At 59.2% G+C, this 15,692-nt stretch carries 9 protein-coding genes, 3 tRNA genes and 3 rRNA genes; 2 read left to right on the top strand and 13 right to left on the bottom strand.

Features of this window, described 5'->3' with window-relative positions; genetic code table 11:
- Nucleotides 1–20 precede the first annotated feature (20 nt).
- From B0G69_RS20200 to B0G69_RS20165, 8 genes are all read right to left on the bottom strand, one after another.
- A tRNA-Val gene (locus B0G69_RS20200) sits at nucleotides 21–97 on the bottom strand.
- Between the two features lie 79 nt (nucleotides 98–176).
- The gene (locus tag B0G69_RS20195) at nucleotides 177–1,667 is read right to left on the bottom strand and encodes a M81 family metallopeptidase (RefSeq protein ID WP_121320413.1); all 1,491 of its coding nucleotides are present in this window, start codon (nucleotides 1,665–1,667) and stop codon (nucleotides 177–179) included.
- Entirely contained in the window at nucleotides 1,664–2,944 is a 1,281-nt protein-coding gene (locus B0G69_RS20190; RefSeq protein WP_121320411.1) for a Zn-dependent hydrolase, read from the bottom strand. Before B0G69_RS20190 ends, B0G69_RS20195 begins: the two co-directional genes overlap by 4 nt.
- Before the next feature lie 33 nt (nucleotides 2,945–2,977).
- Nucleotides 2,978–3,679, bottom strand: a complete 702-nt coding sequence (locus tag B0G69_RS20185; RefSeq protein ID WP_121320409.1) for an ABC transporter ATP-binding protein — start codon at nucleotides 3,677–3,679, stop codon at nucleotides 2,978–2,980.
- Nucleotides 3,676–4,443, bottom strand: a complete 768-nt coding sequence (locus tag B0G69_RS20180) for an ABC transporter ATP-binding protein (RefSeq protein ID WP_121320407.1) — start codon at nucleotides 4,441–4,443, stop codon at nucleotides 3,676–3,678. The genes B0G69_RS20185 and B0G69_RS20180 overlap by 4 nt, the downstream gene beginning before the upstream one ends.
- Nucleotides 4,440–5,456 (bottom strand): branched-chain amino acid ABC transporter permease, encoded by a 1,017-nt coding sequence (locus tag B0G69_RS20175; RefSeq protein WP_241991535.1) that lies wholly within the window; start codon nucleotides 5,454–5,456, stop codon nucleotides 4,440–4,442. The genes B0G69_RS20180 and B0G69_RS20175 overlap by 4 nt, the downstream gene beginning before the upstream one ends.
- A 56-nt stretch (nucleotides 5,457–5,512) precedes the next feature.
- Complete coding sequence (locus B0G69_RS20170; protein ID WP_121320403.1) at nucleotides 5,513–6,373, bottom strand: branched-chain amino acid ABC transporter permease; 861 nt, start codon at nucleotides 6,371–6,373, stop codon at nucleotides 5,513–5,515.
- 91 nt (nucleotides 6,374–6,464) lie between these two features.
- A complete protein-coding gene (locus B0G69_RS20165) occupies nucleotides 6,465–7,673 on the bottom strand; it encodes an ABC transporter substrate-binding protein (RefSeq protein WP_121320401.1) in 1,209 nt (402 codons plus the stop codon).
- A gap of 272 nt (nucleotides 7,674–7,945) precedes the next feature.
- On the opposite strand from B0G69_RS20165, the gene B0G69_RS20160 reads away from it, so the two are divergent.
- Together B0G69_RS20160 and B0G69_RS20155 are read left to right on the top strand one after the other, a co-directional pair.
- Nucleotides 7,946–8,791 carry an FCD domain-containing protein gene (locus B0G69_RS20160; RefSeq protein ID WP_121320399.1) on the top strand — a complete coding sequence of 282 codons (846 nt, stop codon included), beginning with the start codon at nucleotides 7,946–7,948 and terminating at the stop codon, nucleotides 8,789–8,791.
- A gap of 343 nt (nucleotides 8,792–9,134) precedes the next feature.
- Nucleotides 9,135–9,599 (top strand): hypothetical protein, encoded by a 465-nt coding sequence (locus B0G69_RS20155; protein ID WP_121320397.1) that lies wholly within the window; start codon nucleotides 9,135–9,137, stop codon nucleotides 9,597–9,599.
- A gap of 389 nt (nucleotides 9,600–9,988) precedes the next feature.
- Here B0G69_RS20155 and rrf read toward each other — a convergent pair.
- The 5 genes from rrf to B0G69_RS20130 form a co-directional block, all read right to left on the bottom strand.
- A 5S ribosomal RNA gene (gene rrf, locus B0G69_RS20150) occupies nucleotides 9,989–10,102 on the bottom strand.
- Between the two features lie 200 nt (nucleotides 10,103–10,302).
- A 23S ribosomal RNA gene (locus B0G69_RS20145) occupies nucleotides 10,303–13,183 on the bottom strand.
- 383 nt (nucleotides 13,184–13,566) lie between these two features.
- Nucleotides 13,567–13,642 (bottom strand) — tRNA-Ala (locus B0G69_RS20140).
- Between the two features lie 54 nt (nucleotides 13,643–13,696).
- Nucleotides 13,697–13,773, bottom strand: a tRNA-Ile gene (locus B0G69_RS20135).
- A 66-nt stretch (nucleotides 13,774–13,839) separates the two neighbouring features.
- A 16S ribosomal RNA gene (locus tag B0G69_RS20130) occupies nucleotides 13,840–15,372 on the bottom strand.
- Together the 16S, 23S and 5S rRNA genes with 2 tRNA genes alongside form the textbook arrangement of a ribosomal RNA operon.
- Nucleotides 15,373–15,692: the final 320 nt, after the last annotated feature.

Below are 15,692 nucleotides of genomic sequence, written 5' to 3'. Positions count from 1 at the left end.
CGTCTACGTCACTGATGCGTTGGTAGGCTCGATTGGATTCGAACCAACGACCCCCACCATGTCAAGGTGGTGCTCTAACCAACTGAGCTACGAGCCTTTAGAGAGCGCGAATTATAGAGAGTCCGCGCGGACAGCACAAGCCCCGATCGTTATTTAAACCCACACGGAGCTACCGTTCAATTCACCGGCACCCATTCGGTGACCGTATCCAGCGGATAAACCGGCCGCTTCACGTGCTCGAAGGCGAACAGCCCGTAGTCGGAACTCGTCACGCCACGGCTATCGCACTCCACGAGCGCCGCGGCGATCGGAACGAAAACAGGCCGGCAGTACATGCGCGATTTGAGCAGCAGAAAGCGCGCGCGGCGCGGATCGATACCGACGCTCTCGAACACGCCAAGGTCCCAGGGTTCGTGCGTGTGCTCGGTCATCACGAGCTTCACGATGCCGGTGTCGAGCACAGCGGTACGTCCCATGAAAGCACGCTGGCCGGTGTATGTCGGACCGCTGATCACGTATTCGCCGTCGGTCAGTGCACGCACCACGCCGGTCACGGCAAGCGGCGGGCGCGGCGTCAACGCGTCGCTCGCAACCTTATTGCCGATCGTCACGGTCACCGTACTGCCGACACCCGCCGACATCAACGCAGCGACCGCTTGTGGATCGCACAACGGCCCGCTGACGATGCCTTCGAGCTTCTGCTTCAACGCTTCTTCGAGCAGATCCATCGTGTCGCAAGTGCCGCCCGACATGCAGTTGTCGCCGTGATCGAGCAACAGCACGGGTTTGTCGGCGCCCTGCGCGAGCGCGGCCGCTTGCGCGACCGACTCCGCGAGCGGCGCGCTGCGATAGACGAAATCTTCGCGCTCGTCCCAGATCTGCCGCGCGATGCGTTCCGCCACCGCTTCGGCCTCATCACGCGCACCGTTACCCACCACGACGACGCTGATGCACGGCACCGCGATATCGGCCAGCGAAAAGCCGGACAACACCGACACCGCCAGCATGCCGTCGGCCTCAGCCGCACGCGCGGCGTCCACCGCGCGTTTCATCGCACCTTCGGCGGTCGCGCTGCGCAGCGTGTGCGTGAGCAGCGGCGGCTGACGCCATGCAATCACCGGCTTCGTCTTGCCATGCACGAGATCGAACATCAGACGCGCCGCGTGCGCGCCTGTCTCGTACATATCGACGTGTGGATAGGTCTTGAAGCTGACGATCACATCCGCGTTGTCGATCATTTTCTGCGTGACGTTGCCGTGCAGATCGAGTGCGACCGCGATCGGCGCATGGGGCAGCAATGCGCGCACGCGTTCGAGCAGATCGCCTTCGCCGTCGTTCGAATTCTCGGCAACCATCGCGCCGTGCAGATCGAGCATCACCGCGTCGCAGCCGGCCGCCGCCGCGACGATCGCGTCGCAGATCGCATCGTAAGCGGCGGCCTCGACCGGTCCGCTCGGATTCGCCGAAGCGGATATCGGCGTGACGATCTCCGCATGCTGGCGCGCGGCGGCGTCGATGAACGCGGCCATTGCGGTCTGCATGCCCTTGTTGTCGTTGAACGCGTCCCGGCCATAGCTCGGGCCGTTGCGGCCGAATGCGGCGAGCGGCGTCGCCACCGGCGAGAACGTGTTGGTCTCGTGATTCATCCGCGCGATGAGGATCTTCATGCGTTTGCGCTCCCGAGCTTCCACGCCGCATCCAGCATCGCCTGCAACAGCACGTTGCAACCGGCTTCGAGATGATCGGCGCGCGCGTCTTCGATTTCGTTGTGACTGATGCCGTCCTTGCAGGGCACGAAAATCATCGCGGCAGGCGCGACGCGCGCCAGATAGACAGCATCGTGGCCCGCGCCGCTGATCACGTCCATCGACGACAAGCCGAGCGCGTCCGCGCCCTGCTTCACCGCGGCAACCAGATTCGCCGCGAACGGCTGCGGCGGGAAATACACGACCTGTTCGACGTCGACAGCGATGCCCGCTTGTTCGCCCGCCGTCGAGCATGCGGCGCGCAAGGCGGTGTCCATCGCGGTGAGCGTCGCGTCGTCGGCGGCACGCAGATCGACCGTGAGCGTCACGCGGCCCGGAATGACGTTGCGTGAGTTCGGATGCACGTCGAGCCAGCCCACCGTGCCGCGGCCGTGCGGCGCGTGATCGAGCGCGATGCGGTTGACCACGTGAATCAGATCGGCCGCGACGAGCAGCGCGTCGCGGCGCAGCTCCATCGGTGTCGGCCCCGCGTGCGCTTCCATGCCCTGCACCGTCACATCGTACCAGCGTTGACCGAGCGCGCCTTGCACGACACCGATGGTTTTATCGTGCGCTTCGAGCACCGGCCCCTGCTCGATATGCGCTTCGAAATACGCGCCGACGGTATGTGGTTTTTCGTTCTCACCGGCGTAGCCGATCGCCGCCAGCGCGTCGCGCACCGACACGCCCTCGCGATCGCGTTGCGCCAGCGCATGTTCCAGCGTGAACGCGCCGGCAAATACGCCCGAGCCCATCATCACCGGCACGAAGCGCGAGCCCTCCTCGTTGGTCCACACCGCGACTTCCAGCGGCGCGAGCGTCTGCACGTTGCCCTCGGCCAGCGTGCGCAGCACTTCGAGACCCGCGAGTACGCCGTAATTGCCGTCGAATTTGCCGCCCGTCGGTTGCGTGTCGATGTGGCTGCCGGTCATCACCGGCGGCAGGTCGTCGCGCAAACCCGCGCGGCGCGCGAAGATATTGCCGATCGCATCGATCCGCACGGTGCAGCCGATCTCTTTCGCCCACGCGATAAAGAGCTCGCGCCCCTGACGATCCAACTCCGTCAACGCGAGCCGGCACACGCCGCCTTTCTCGGTGGCGCCGATTTGCGCGAGTTGCATGAGACTGTCCCACAGACGCGCACCATCGACTCGCATATCGGCAGGCGTCGCGACGGTTGTTGATTCATGAACTTGCATCGATGCTTCCTCGTATTGAAGACAGCGCCAGCGTCAAACGACGCCCACGCCGAGATAACGGTCCTTGATCGACTCGTCTGCGGAGAATGACGCGTTGTCGCCCGAATAGACGATCACGCCCTGTTCGATGATGTAGTGGCGATCCGCGAGTTGCGTGCAGACTTCGAGGTTCTGCTCGACCAGAAGAATGGCCACGCCCGCTTCGCGGATCAGCTTGAGCTGCGCGACGATTTCTTCGACGATCACCGGCGCCAGTCCCTCCACCGGCTCGTCGAGCATCAGCAGACGCGGGTGATTCATCAGCGCGCGGCCAATCGCGAGCATCTGCTGTTCACCGCCGGACAGTTGTGCGCCACCGTTCGTGCGCCGTTCCTTCAGGCGGGGAAAGATGCGATAGATGTCGTCCAACTGCCACGGCGAATCCTTGCGTGCGCCGAGCCGCAGGTTCTCTTCGACCGTGAGCAGACGGAAAATGCCGCGATGCTCGGGCACGAAGCACACGCCGCGCGAGGCGATCTTGTGCGGTGGCATGCCGCCGACCCGGGCGCCGTTGAACGTCACCTCGCCGCCTCGTGGCGCGACCACGCCGGCAATCGCCTTGAGCGTGGTGGATTTGCCCGCGCCGTTGCGACCCAGCAGCGTGACCGTTTCACCATCGCCGATCTGCAAAGACACGCCTTGCAGAATGTGGCTCTTGCCATAGAAGCCGTGAATCTGCTGCACGTCGAGAATCATGCGCGGCCTCCGGTGATCATATTGCCAAGATACGCGCTACGCACGCGCTCGTCGCCGCGAATGTCGTCCGGTCGCCCTTCAACCAGCACGCGGCCTTGCTGCATCACGGTAATCGTGTCGGAGATGTCCATCACGATGCCCATGTTGTGTTCGATCAGCACGACCGTGTAATCGTCGCGCAGGCCGCGAATCAGTTGCTTCATGTCGTCGAGGTCGTCGATGCCCATGCCCGAGGTCGGTTCGTCCAGAAAGATCGCCTTGGGCCGCGCCGCGAGCGCCATGCCGACTTCGAGCCGCCGCTGCTGACCATGCGACAAAGCGGCCGCCGGGACTTCGCTCAAACGCTGCAACGCGAGCCGTTCGAGCACACTGTCGACGGTGTCCGCATGCGCGAGTGCACCGTGCGGCGGCGTCCACGCATTCAGCGCGCGCACCGCATCGACGCCTTGCGCGGCGAGGCGCAGGTTCTCGCGTACGCTCAGATTGGCAAACAGGCTCGTCACCTGAAACGATCGCGCGACGCCCCGGCGCACGCGCTTATGATCGGGTTCACGCGTGACGTCGTGGCCGTCAAAGACGATCTTGCCTTCGGTAAGGGGAAGCGTGCCGGTCAATACGTGAAAGAGCGTAGTCTTGCCCGCGCCGTTTGGACCGATCACTGAATGCACGGTGCGCGGCATGATGCTCAGATTCACATCGGAAAGCGCGGTGAATTTGCCGTAGCGTTTTACTATGCCGTTCGCTCGCAGAATGGCTTCGCTCATGCGGCCTCCTTGTTCGCGCCGTTGCCTGTGTTGTCCGCATCATTGTCCGCGCCGGAGGACCGCTTGCCGCGCAGTGCGTACCAGATGCGCTCGCCCAGCCCCCAGAGTCCGCGCTGCATGAACAGGCTGACCGCGATCAGTACGATGCCGAGCAGCAACAGCCAGCGCGGCCACAGCGTCGAAAGCCAGTCGGCGAACAGCACATAGAACGCCGCGCCCAGGATGGATGCGAACAGATTGCCGGTGCCGCCGATCACCGTCATCACGAGGATCATCTCGCTCGTGTGATAGTCGATGTTCGAGAGCGGCGCGATGCCGGTCATCAGTGCATGAAGCGCCCCTGCGAGTCCGGTGACTGCGCCTGAAATCACGAACGCCATCAGCTTGAAGCGCTTGACGTCGTAGCCCACCGCTGCCGCGCGCGCCTCGTTGTCGCGAATCGCAAGCAATGTACGGCCGAATACCGAATGCGAAACGCGCATCAGCAGCCAGAACACCACGAGAAAGAGCACCGCAACGAAGCTGTAGTATTGCCAAGGCGACGTCAACGGGACGAGCGCTTTGCCAAACAGGCTCAGCGCAGGGCGCGGAATATCCAGCAGGCCATTGTCGCCGCCCGTCAGATCGGGCGTGGTATAGGCTAGAAAATAGAACAGCTGGCCGAACGCGAGCGTCAACATCACGAAGTACGTGCCGCGCTGGCGAATCGAGAACCAACCGACCATGGCGGCCGCCCCGGCGCCGATCACAGCCGACGCGAGCAGCGCGACGGACACCGGCAATGCGGTTTTGGTGAGCACCAGTCCCGCGCAATAGCTGCCGAGTCCGAAGAAGATGCCTTGCCCGAACGAAAGCAAGCCAGTGTGACCGAGCAGCAGATTGCAGCCGAGTGCGGCGAGCGCGAACACCAGCACTTCCGTGGCGAGCGAGCCGGAGCGCAGTGTGAGTGGCAAGACGCACACGACCAGCAGCGCAAGCAGAAGGAAACGAGAGCGATGCAGCGTCTGCTTCATGCCTTGTGGCGTCGACGAAGAGTGAATGCTTTGCGTGGCGGGCTTCGATGTATCGGTCATGCCGCCCTCCCGAGCAAACCGTTCGGGCGCAGCAGCAGAACCGCGGCCATCGCGACGTAGATCATCAGCCGTGCACCTTCGGGCCATAAGGTGCTCATCACGCTTTGCACGATCCCCACCAGCAGACCGCCGACGAGCGCACCGAGAAAATTACCCATGCCGCCGACCACGACCACGACGAATGCAACGCCGAGCGCTTCGATACCCATGAACGGATCCACGCCGCGAATCGGAGCGGCCAGCACGCCCGCCAGTGCCGCGGTTGCCGCGCCGAGCGCGAACACGAGACTGAAAACGCGCAATACGTTGATGCCGAGCAGCGACACCATCTCGGTCGATTCGCTGCCGGCACGCACCGCGCTGCCGAGTCGCGTACCTTCCAGTACCCACCACAAGAGCGTGGCCAGCACGGCAGTGAAGCCAATCACGAACAGCCGGTACTTCGGGTAGACGAAGCTGCCCCAGATCACCACGCCGTTCAGTATGTCGGGCACCGCGACGTTATCGCCGAGCGGGCCCCAGATCAGGATCGCGCATTCCTGTACGACGAGTGCGAGGCCCACGGTCGCGAGAATATGAAACTCGTGCTGCTGCGCATAGACGTGCCGCAGAATCAGTTTCTCGACGACCCACGCAAGCGCGCCGACCGCGATCGGCACGACGACGAGTGCCGTCCAGAAGCTCATCGACCACTGCATCGCTTGATAGCAGAAGTACGCACCGAGCAGATAGAACGCGCCGTGCGCGAAATTCACGAAACGCAACAGGCCGAATACGATCGATAAACCGACTGCGAGCAGGAAATACAGCATCCCCACTCCGATGCCGTTGACGATCTGTAGAAGATAAACGTTCATGGCGTCCGCCTGATGGGTGTGGCGAAGAGGTGTCGCGATGCCGGCTCGCGCTTGCGATGAACGTGCCGCGCTTGCGTGCGGCACGAGGGCATCACGACATCTTGCAGCCGGTCTTGTCGAGCGGCAGGAAGGACTGCCCGGAGCTCACGATGTCCGCGTAGTCGTCGGCGCTCTTCATCTTGCTCTTCGCCTTGCCCTTGAGCAGATAGTAGTTCTTCAGCACCTGATGATCGCCCGCGCGAACTTCTTCCGGACCGGTCAGACCGTCGTACTTCATGCCTTCGAGTGCGGCAACCACTTTCTTCGGATCGACAGTCCCCGCCTTGATGATGCCATCGAGCAGGATCTTCGTGCAGATATAGGAACCGGCAAGGCTATAGTTGGGGTTCGCCTTGAAGGCGGCATTGGCGCGTTTGACGAGATCGCGATTGAGCGGCGAATCGATGTCATGCCAATACTGTGCGCCAAAATAGACGCCATCGCACAGGTCCGCACCGAGCGATTCGAATTGCTCGAGACCAGACGCCCATGCCATCAGGATCGTGCAATTGTTTTTCATGCCGAAGCTCACGGCTTGGCGAAGCGTATCGGACGATTGGGAGCCGAAGTTCAGAATCAGCAGGACGTCGGGCTTCGCGGCAACGGCATTCGTCAGATAGCCGCTGAATTCCTTCTCATTGAGCGAGTGGTAGCTGTTGCCCACATGCTCGATGCCCTTCTCCTTGAAGATCGCCTTGGCTGCGGCCAACAAGCCGTCGCCGAAGACGTATTGCGGCGTGATGGTGTACCAGCGTTTTGCTTTCGGTAACGTCTGGATCAGCGGTCGCACGGTCTGCTCGATCGCGCCGTAAGTCGGCACCGACCAGCGGAACGTGGCGGCGTTGCAGTCCTTGCCGGTGATTTCGTCTGCGCCCGCGGTCGTGATGAAAATGCCGCCTGCCTTCTGCACTTCCTTGCCCATCGCCAATGCTTCGGAGGACAAAATACCGCCCGCAAAGAAGCGGGCGTTCTTTTGCTGTGCGATTTCCTGCACGCGGCGCACCGCGGTAGCGGGCTTGCCCTCCGTGTCGAGCACAGTATATGCAAGCGGTTGACCAAGAACCTTGCCGTATTGCTCGATGGCCAGCTTCATGCCGAGATCGGCGTATTTTCCGTTCGCGGCGAACGGTCCCGACATCGGCACCGGACACGCGAACTGCACGGTGCCGGCCTGCGCGAACGCGCTACGCGCGAACAGCGAGCCCAACGTCCCCGGAACGGCCGACAAGGCGGCCAGCTTCAACATATTTCGGCGATTCAAAATGACGCTCCTTGAAAGAGACACGCACTGACCGGTTACGAAACTGCACACGCGATACGACCGACTGCTTGGGCTTGCTGGCCGCTTGAAGTTTTCCACCTCTTCGGCTTTGTTCTATTTATCATGATAAATAGGTTGGACTTGATCGTAGGTACAATAAATTCGAGTGTCAATAAGGCAATATTCCTGGCCGTATCCCACTGTCGCTCCTGACCGTGACGTGGCCGGCGGATCGATGGGAAATCGTGCGGGACAAACTGGGAGAATCGAATATGGCTACGGACCGAACCAAGGCTGGCGCCGCGATAGAGATCAAACAGCAGAAGCGCGGCGATCTGGTCGCGGAAGAAATCAAGCGGCTCATCACAGAGAAAGACCTGAAGCCGGGTGATCGCCTGCCGCGCGAGGTGGAGTTGCAGCAACTCTTTTCGGTAAGCAAGAGTACGATCCGCGAAGCGTTGAAGTCACTCGAGGTGCAAGGTCTGATCAAGGTGACCACCGGCCCGAGTGGCGGCGGCATGGTGGTGGAAGTGCCGCTCGATCGCACGCTGCAGCTTTTGCAGAACTATCTGTTCTTCAAGGACGTGTCGATCGACGACATCTACACCGTGCGCAAATTGCTGGAGCCGGAACTCGCGGCGGGCGCCGTTCCGCATCTGACCGCGCAGGACTTCGACGCACTCGAAGCCAGCATTGCGTGTTGCGATCGGCCCGCGTCTTCGCGTGGCGGTCAGGACATCGTGCGGCAACGTCAGGAAGACGTGAACTTTCATGACATTCTGGCAGCCGCGAACCCGAACCCGTTCCTGCGTTTCAGTTGCGAGTTGATCAATGAAATGATCCGGCAGCTCATCGAATTTCGTAACGACACGCCGCAGGCCGAGCATGAACGGTTCGGTCAGGCGAACGTCAAGATTCATAAAGCGATTGCGAAAGCGGCACGCGAGCGCGACGTCGAGAAGGTGCGTGAGTTGATGGTGATCCACATGACCGAGGCGCCACGTTACGTGAAGCGAATGAAGGGAAAACTGCGGGGACGTCTGATTCTGGATTCGGAGATTCGTCGACGGGTGCGGGCGCGCGGTGTGGCACCGTCGGATGGAGGCGGGGAGAAGTGATGAGGGTGGTCGGCAATGTGTACTGGGCTTTGGGACAGCTAGCGTTTAGCTTTCCGCAGAGGTGGACTGGGCACTGTTAGCGACTTTTCGCTCATTCTGCCATTGCCGTTTGTAGCAGAAGATCTCGTGGTGAAGCACGCGGCGCCAGGGGGATCGGCCTAAATGCGCCACCTGACTGAATTGAAAAGATACATGGAGGCTCCGGCGAGGCGAGCGCAATTCGTGCGAAAGCGTCTGCCAACCGGCGTTTCCGGTCGGGAGTCAGCGGGATCGACAACGAGGGCTCAACCTTTTCCGGGCCGCGCCGTTATTGCATCTGCACAGGCACAAACACCGGACCTTCATGGCACAACCTATTCCCTTTTCCCGCAACGCTGGTGCGACGCGCGCGCGGCATGCCAAGGCCATGCTGTTGCCGATCGCCCGGTCGATCGCCGACGACCTCGCATTGCGGGTACACCTGGCGCTCGACGCATTGCGCCGTGGCGTCGGCAGCAAAACCGACGCGCAGACGCTCACACAGACCATGCTGCTGACCTGCTTTTTGGCGGAGTCCGGCTTCGGCTCGATTAGCGACGAGGCACTCGGCGCGGCGGACCGTGCTGTGTCGGCGGTGCTCGATATTGGCCGGGAGACCGGCGAGTGGCGATTGGACGACGCGGGGTTTGCGCTTTTTGCGCTGCTCGCCACGAATTATGACCGACAACTGCACAGTGCGCCTCTTTGGGCCATCACGGAGGCGAGTGAACGGCTTGATCGCTTCGTCGCTGGTGTGCCTGATCAAACGCCAGTGCGTAAACGAGCTTAGTCGGGTTGAGAGGCGGTGAACTGCGAGGAAAGGTTTGTCGGCAGATTTCTGGGAACCCACCGGCGTAGGGAACTGGGGTAGCTCGGTGATTAGCTCATGAGCAGGTGGGGTGCGAGTCCGGATGGGCAAAGCGCCGGAGCGGCTGAAGTTCTCTGACTAGGGGTTCGGACGGCGCACATGCCGCGAATGGCCAGCGTTCAGTTCGCGGCCGGGATGAGACGGGTGGCCGCGAGGTGGCTGATGCGGCATGCGTTGCGGAGCGGGATCCGGTGGCCTGCTACGGCACTACATCTGCGCCCTTGACCCCGGGACCCGTGCCGCGCTCACTCCGGCGCCGTAAACGCAGAAACCCCACCTTTTGGGGGTGGGGTTTCTGTTGCTGCTGGGGAGCCTGACGATTACCTACTTTCACACGGGCAATCCGCACTATCATCGGCGTGGAGTCGTTTCACGGTCCTGTTCGGGATGGGAAGGGGTGGGACCGACTCGCTGTGGTCATCAGGCATGACTTGTTGTCGTGCTGCTCGCGGAGCAACACAACCAATCGGGAAGAAGTAGTGTCTGGTGATGCTCACCAGAGGAGGCGGGCTGTGTTGTTCGAGGCACAACACTGATCTCAACCTGGGTGTCTGTTACCCCTTTCGGGGGTGGGATGTCCATAAGTGCCGAAGCACTGACGGTCATCGCAAAACACACCTGTTATAGGATCAAGCCTTACGGGCAATTAGTATCAGTTAGCTTAACGCATTACTGCGCTTATACACCTGACCTATCAACGTCCTGGTCTTGAACGACCCTTCAAGGGGCTCGAAGCCCCGGGGATATCTCATCTTAAGGCGAGTTTCCCGCTTAGATGCTTTCAGCGGTTATCTCTTCCGAACATAGCTACCCGGCGATGCCACTGGCGTGACAACCGGTACACCAGAGGTTCGTCCACTCCGGTCCTCTCGTACTAGGAGCAGCCCCCTTCAAATATCCAGCGCCCACGGCAGATAGGGACCAAACTGTCTCACGACGTTTTAAACCCAGCTCACGTACCTCTTTAAATGGCGAACAGCCATACCCTTGGGACCGGCTACAGCCCCAGGATGAGATGAGCCGACATCGAGGTGCCAAACACCGCCGTCGATATGAACTCTTGGGCGGTATCAGCCTGTTATCCCCAGAGTACCTTTTATCCGTTGAGCGATGGCCCTTCCATACAGAACCACCGGATCACTATGACCTGCTTTCGCACCTGCTCGACTTGTCGGTCTCGCAGTTAAGCACGCTTATGCCATTGCACTATCAGCACGATTTCCGACCGTACCTAGCGTACCTTCGTACTCCTCCGTTACACTTTGGGAGGAGACCGCCCCAGTCAAACTGCCTACCATGCACTGTCCCCGACCCGGATCACGGGCCAAGGTTAGAACCTCAAACAGACCAGGGTGGTATTTCAAGGTCGGCTCCACGCAGACTGGCGTCCACGCTTCACAGCCTCCCACCTATCCTACACAGACCGGTTCAAAGTCCAATGCAAAGCTACAGTAAAGGTTCATGGGGTCTTTCCGTCTAGCCGCGGGGAGATTGCATCATCACAAACACTTCAACTTCGCTGAGTCTCGGGAGGAGACAGTGTGGCCATCGTTACGCCATTCGTGCAGGTCGGAACTTACCCGACAAGGAATTTCGCTACCTTAGGACCGTTATAGTTACGGCCGCCGTTTACCGGGACTTCAATCAGGAGCTTGCACCCCATCATTTAATCTTCCGGCACCGGGCAGGCGTCACACCCTATACGTCCACTTTCGTGTTTGCAGAGTGCTGTGTTTTTATTAAACAGTCGCAGCCACCAGTTTATTGCAACCCCTTCACCCTTCTGGCGCAGGCCAGTCAGGCTACCGGGGCGTACCTTATCCCGAAGTTACGGTACCAATTTGCCGAGTTCCTTCTCCCGAGTTCTCTCAAGCGCCTTAGAATACTCATCTCGCCCACCTGTGTCGGTTTGCGGTACGGTCCTGTTAAACTGAAGCTTAGAGGCTTTTCTTGGAACCACTTCCAGTTGCTTCTTCACCGAAGTGAATGGCCTCGCACCCTTGAATTCCGCGCCCGGATTTGCCAAAGCGCCTTCTCCAATGCAAGGACCGGGACTTCCAACACCCGGACAACCTTCCGCGATCCGTCCCCCCATCGCATTTAACAATGGTGCAGGAATATTAACCTGCTTCCCATCAGCTACGCATTTCTGCCTCGCCTTAGGGGCCGACTCACCCTACGCCGATGAACGTTGCGTAGGAAACCTTGGGCTTACGGCGAGGGGGCCTTTCACCCCCTTTATCGCTACTCATGTCAGCATTCGCACTTCCGATACCTCCAGCACACTTTCCAGTGCACCTTCGCAGGCTTACGGAACGCTCTCCTACCATGCACATAAATGTGCATCCGCAGCTTCGGTATATTGCTTAGCCCCGTTACATCTTCCGCGCAGGACGACTCGATCAGTGAGCTATTACGCTTTCTTTAAAGGATGGCTGCTTCTAAGCCAACCTCCTGACTGTTTTAGCCTTCCCACTTCGTTTCCCACTTAGCAATATTTGGGGACCTTAGCTGGCGGTCTGGGTTGTTTCCCTCTTGACACCGGACGTTAGCACCCGATGTCTGTCTCCCGTGATTGCACTCTTCGGTATTCGGAGTTTGCTATGGCGTAGTAATCCGCAATGGACCCCACAACCATGACAGTGCTCTACCCCCGAAGGTGATACACGAGGCACTACCTAAATAGTTTTCGGAGAGAACCAGCTATTTCCAGGTTTGTTTAGCCTTTCACCCCTATCCACAGCTCATCCCCTAACTTTTCAACGTTAGTGGGTTCGGACCTCCAGTACGTGTTACCGCACCTTCATCCTGGCCATGGATAGATCACCTGGTTTCGGGTCTACACCCAGCGACTGAACGCCCTGTTCGGACTCGCTTTCGCTACGCCTGCCCTAATCGGTTAAGCTTGCCACTGAATGTAAGTCGCTGACCCATTATACAAAAGGTACGCCGTCACCCCCTTGCGAAGGCTCCGACTGTTTGTATGCATGCGGTTTCAGGATCTGTTTCACTCCCCTCCCGGGGTTCTTTTCGCCTTTCCCTCACGGTACTGGTTCACTATCGGTCGATCACGAGTATTTAGCCTTGGAGGATGGTCCCCCCATCTTCAGACAGGATTTCACGTGTCCCGCCCTACTTCTCGTACACCCAGTTCTTCCTCGCTGTTTTCGCTTACGGGGCTATCACCCGCTATGGCAGCACTTTCCAGAGCCTTCAGCTAACAGTGAAGATAAAGAGTACAGGCTGGTCCCATTTCGCTCGCCACTACTCTGGGAATCTCGGTTGATTTCTTTTCCTGCGGTTACTTAGATGTTTCAGTTCACCGCGTTCGCTTCGCATGACCTATGGATTCAGTCATGGATACTCCATTCGGAGTGGGTTTCCCCATTCGGACATCTTCGGATCAAAGCTCGTTTGCCAGCTCCCCGAAGCTTTTCGCAGGCTACCGCGTCCTTCATCGCCTGTGATCGCCAAGGCATCCACCACATGCACTTGTTCGCTTGACCCTATAACGGGTGTGTCTTGCGGCCCGCGTTAGCGCTTTAGCGCTTACGCGGGGCTCATCCCCGAAGGGGACAAGGTTCCCGAAGGACTCTCCAGTTCACATTCCGCTACAGGTTGAGTATTCGTGTTGCGCCGTATTCCAAAGCAATCTTTCGATCACTTAAAAATACATTGATACAATCACAACCCTGATTCACCTACTCACCTCCCCATCTCCAGGCAGGCTTTCGTGAATCTCTTTACTACTTCTTCCTGATTGTTAAAGAACGACAGCCGATCGCGCAATCCCTGATTGCGTATCGCTCTGACTGGCTCAATCGCCAATGCTTGTTTCACTACACCGCCAACTCCCGTTAGCGCATGCAGACAAACCAGCATTGAGGATTGGTGGAGGATGACGGGATCGAACCGACGACCCCCTGCTTGCAAAGCAGGTGCTCTCCCAGCTGAGCTAATCCCCCAGTCATGCAGATACCCCAGAGGTTTTTAGCCGGTCAGCTCACCAGACAAGACTTTGGTGGGTCTGGATGGATTCGAACCATCGACCCCCGCCTTATCAAGACGGTGCTCTAACCGGCTGAGCTACAGACCCCTGAGTCTGTCTTTTTCACAGCCGATAAGCGTGAGCGCTCAACACTTCTGACGCGCTTAGCTCGAGAAAGGAGGTGATCCAGCCGCACCTTCCGATACGGCTACCTTGTTACGACTTCACCCCAGTCATGAATCCCACCGTGGTAAGCGCCCTCCTTGCGGTTAGGCTACCTACTTCTGGTGAAACCCACTCCCATGGTGTGACGGGCGGTGTGTACAAGACCCGGGAACGTATTCACCGCGGCATGCTGATCCGCGATTACTAGCGATTCCAGCTTCACGCACCCGAGTTGCAGAGTGCGATCCGGACTACGATCGGTTTTCTGGGATTGGCTCCACCTCGCGGCTTGGCAACCCTCTGTTCCGACCATTGTATGACGTGTGAAGCCCTACCCATAAGGGCCATGAGGACTTGACGTCATCCCCACCTTCCTCCGGTTTGTCACCGGCAGTCTCCCTGGAGTGCTCTTGCGTAGCAACTAGGGACAAGGGTTGCGCTCGTTGCGGGACTTAACCCAACATCTCACGACACGAGCTGACGACAGCCATGCAGCACCTGTGTTATGGCTCCCTTTCGGGCACCCCGGCCTCTCGGCCAGGTTCCATACATGTCAAGGGTAGGTAAGGTTTTTCGCGTTGCATCGAATTAATCCACATCATCCACCGCTTGTGCGGGTCCCCGTCAATTCCTTTGAGTTTTAATCTTGCGACCGTACTCCCCAGGCGGTCAACTTCACGCGTTAGCTACGTTACCAAGTCAATGAAGACCCGACAACTAGTTGACATCGTTTAGGGCGTGGACTACCAGGGTATCTAATCCTGTTTGCTCCCCACGCTTTCGTGCATGAGCGTCAGTATTGGCCCAGGGGGCTGCCTTCGCCATCGGTATTCCTCCACATCTCTACGCATTTCACTGCTACACGTGGAATTCTACCCCCCTCTGCCATACTCTAGCCCGCCAGTCACAAATGCAGTTCCCAGGTTAAGCCCGGGGATTTCACATCTGTCTTAGCGAACCGCCTGCGCACGCTTTACGCCCAGTAATTCCGATTAACGCTTGCACCCTACGTATTACCGCGGCTGCTGGCACGTAGTTAGCCGGTGCTTATTCTTCCGGTACCGTCATCCCCCCAGGGTATTCGCCCAAAGGATTTCTTTCCGGACAAAAGTGCTTTACAACCCGAAGGCCTTCTTCACACACGCGGCATTGCTGGATCAGGCTTGCGCCCATTGTCCAAAATTCCCCACTGCTGCCTCCCGTAGGAGTCTGGGCCGTGTCTCAGTCCCAGTGTGGCTGGTCGTCCTCTCAGACCAGCTACAGATCGTCGCCTTGGTAGGCCTTTACCCCACCAACTAGCTAATCTGCCATCGGCCGCCCCTTGAGCGCGAGGTCCCGAAAGATCCCCCGCTTTCCTCCGCAGAGCGTATGCGGTATTAATCCGGCTTTCGCCGGGCTATCCCCCACTCCAGGACACGTTCCGATGTATTACTCACCCGTTCGCCACTCGCCACCAGACCGAAGTCCGTGCTGCCGTCCGACTTGCATGTGTAAGGCATGCCGCCAGCGTTCAATCTGAGCCAGGATCAAACTCTTCAGTTCAAACCTGTTACTGTTTTTCGGTCTCTTTCGAAACCGGTCGCTCACTCAACGTACTGACGAAGTGTCCGACCATCTCCCGATGGCCAAACCTTCCTTTCATTACTGTGTGAGACTTGATACTTCCGCTTTTACGGCAGATTCCGCAGAATCCACCGTCGCGTCCCGCATCAAGCGCCCACACTTATCGGCTGTTAATTTTTAAAGATCGATCCGCTCACGCACAGCACCCACTTCAACCACCCGGCACCGCGTCGTTCTGCGTCGCTGCATCCGCAGCAGAGAAACGAGATTATGGAGAACGGCCGCTATGGCGTCAAGCC

Source organism: Paraburkholderia sp. RAU2J (genome assembly GCF_003634845.1).
In the GTDB taxonomy this organism is placed as follows: Bacteria; Pseudomonadota; Gammaproteobacteria; order Burkholderiales; family Burkholderiaceae; genus Paraburkholderia; species Paraburkholderia fynbosensis.
The sequence above is the reverse complement of the archived record's forward strand: the minus strand, read 5'-3'. Positions and strand labels throughout refer to the sequence as shown.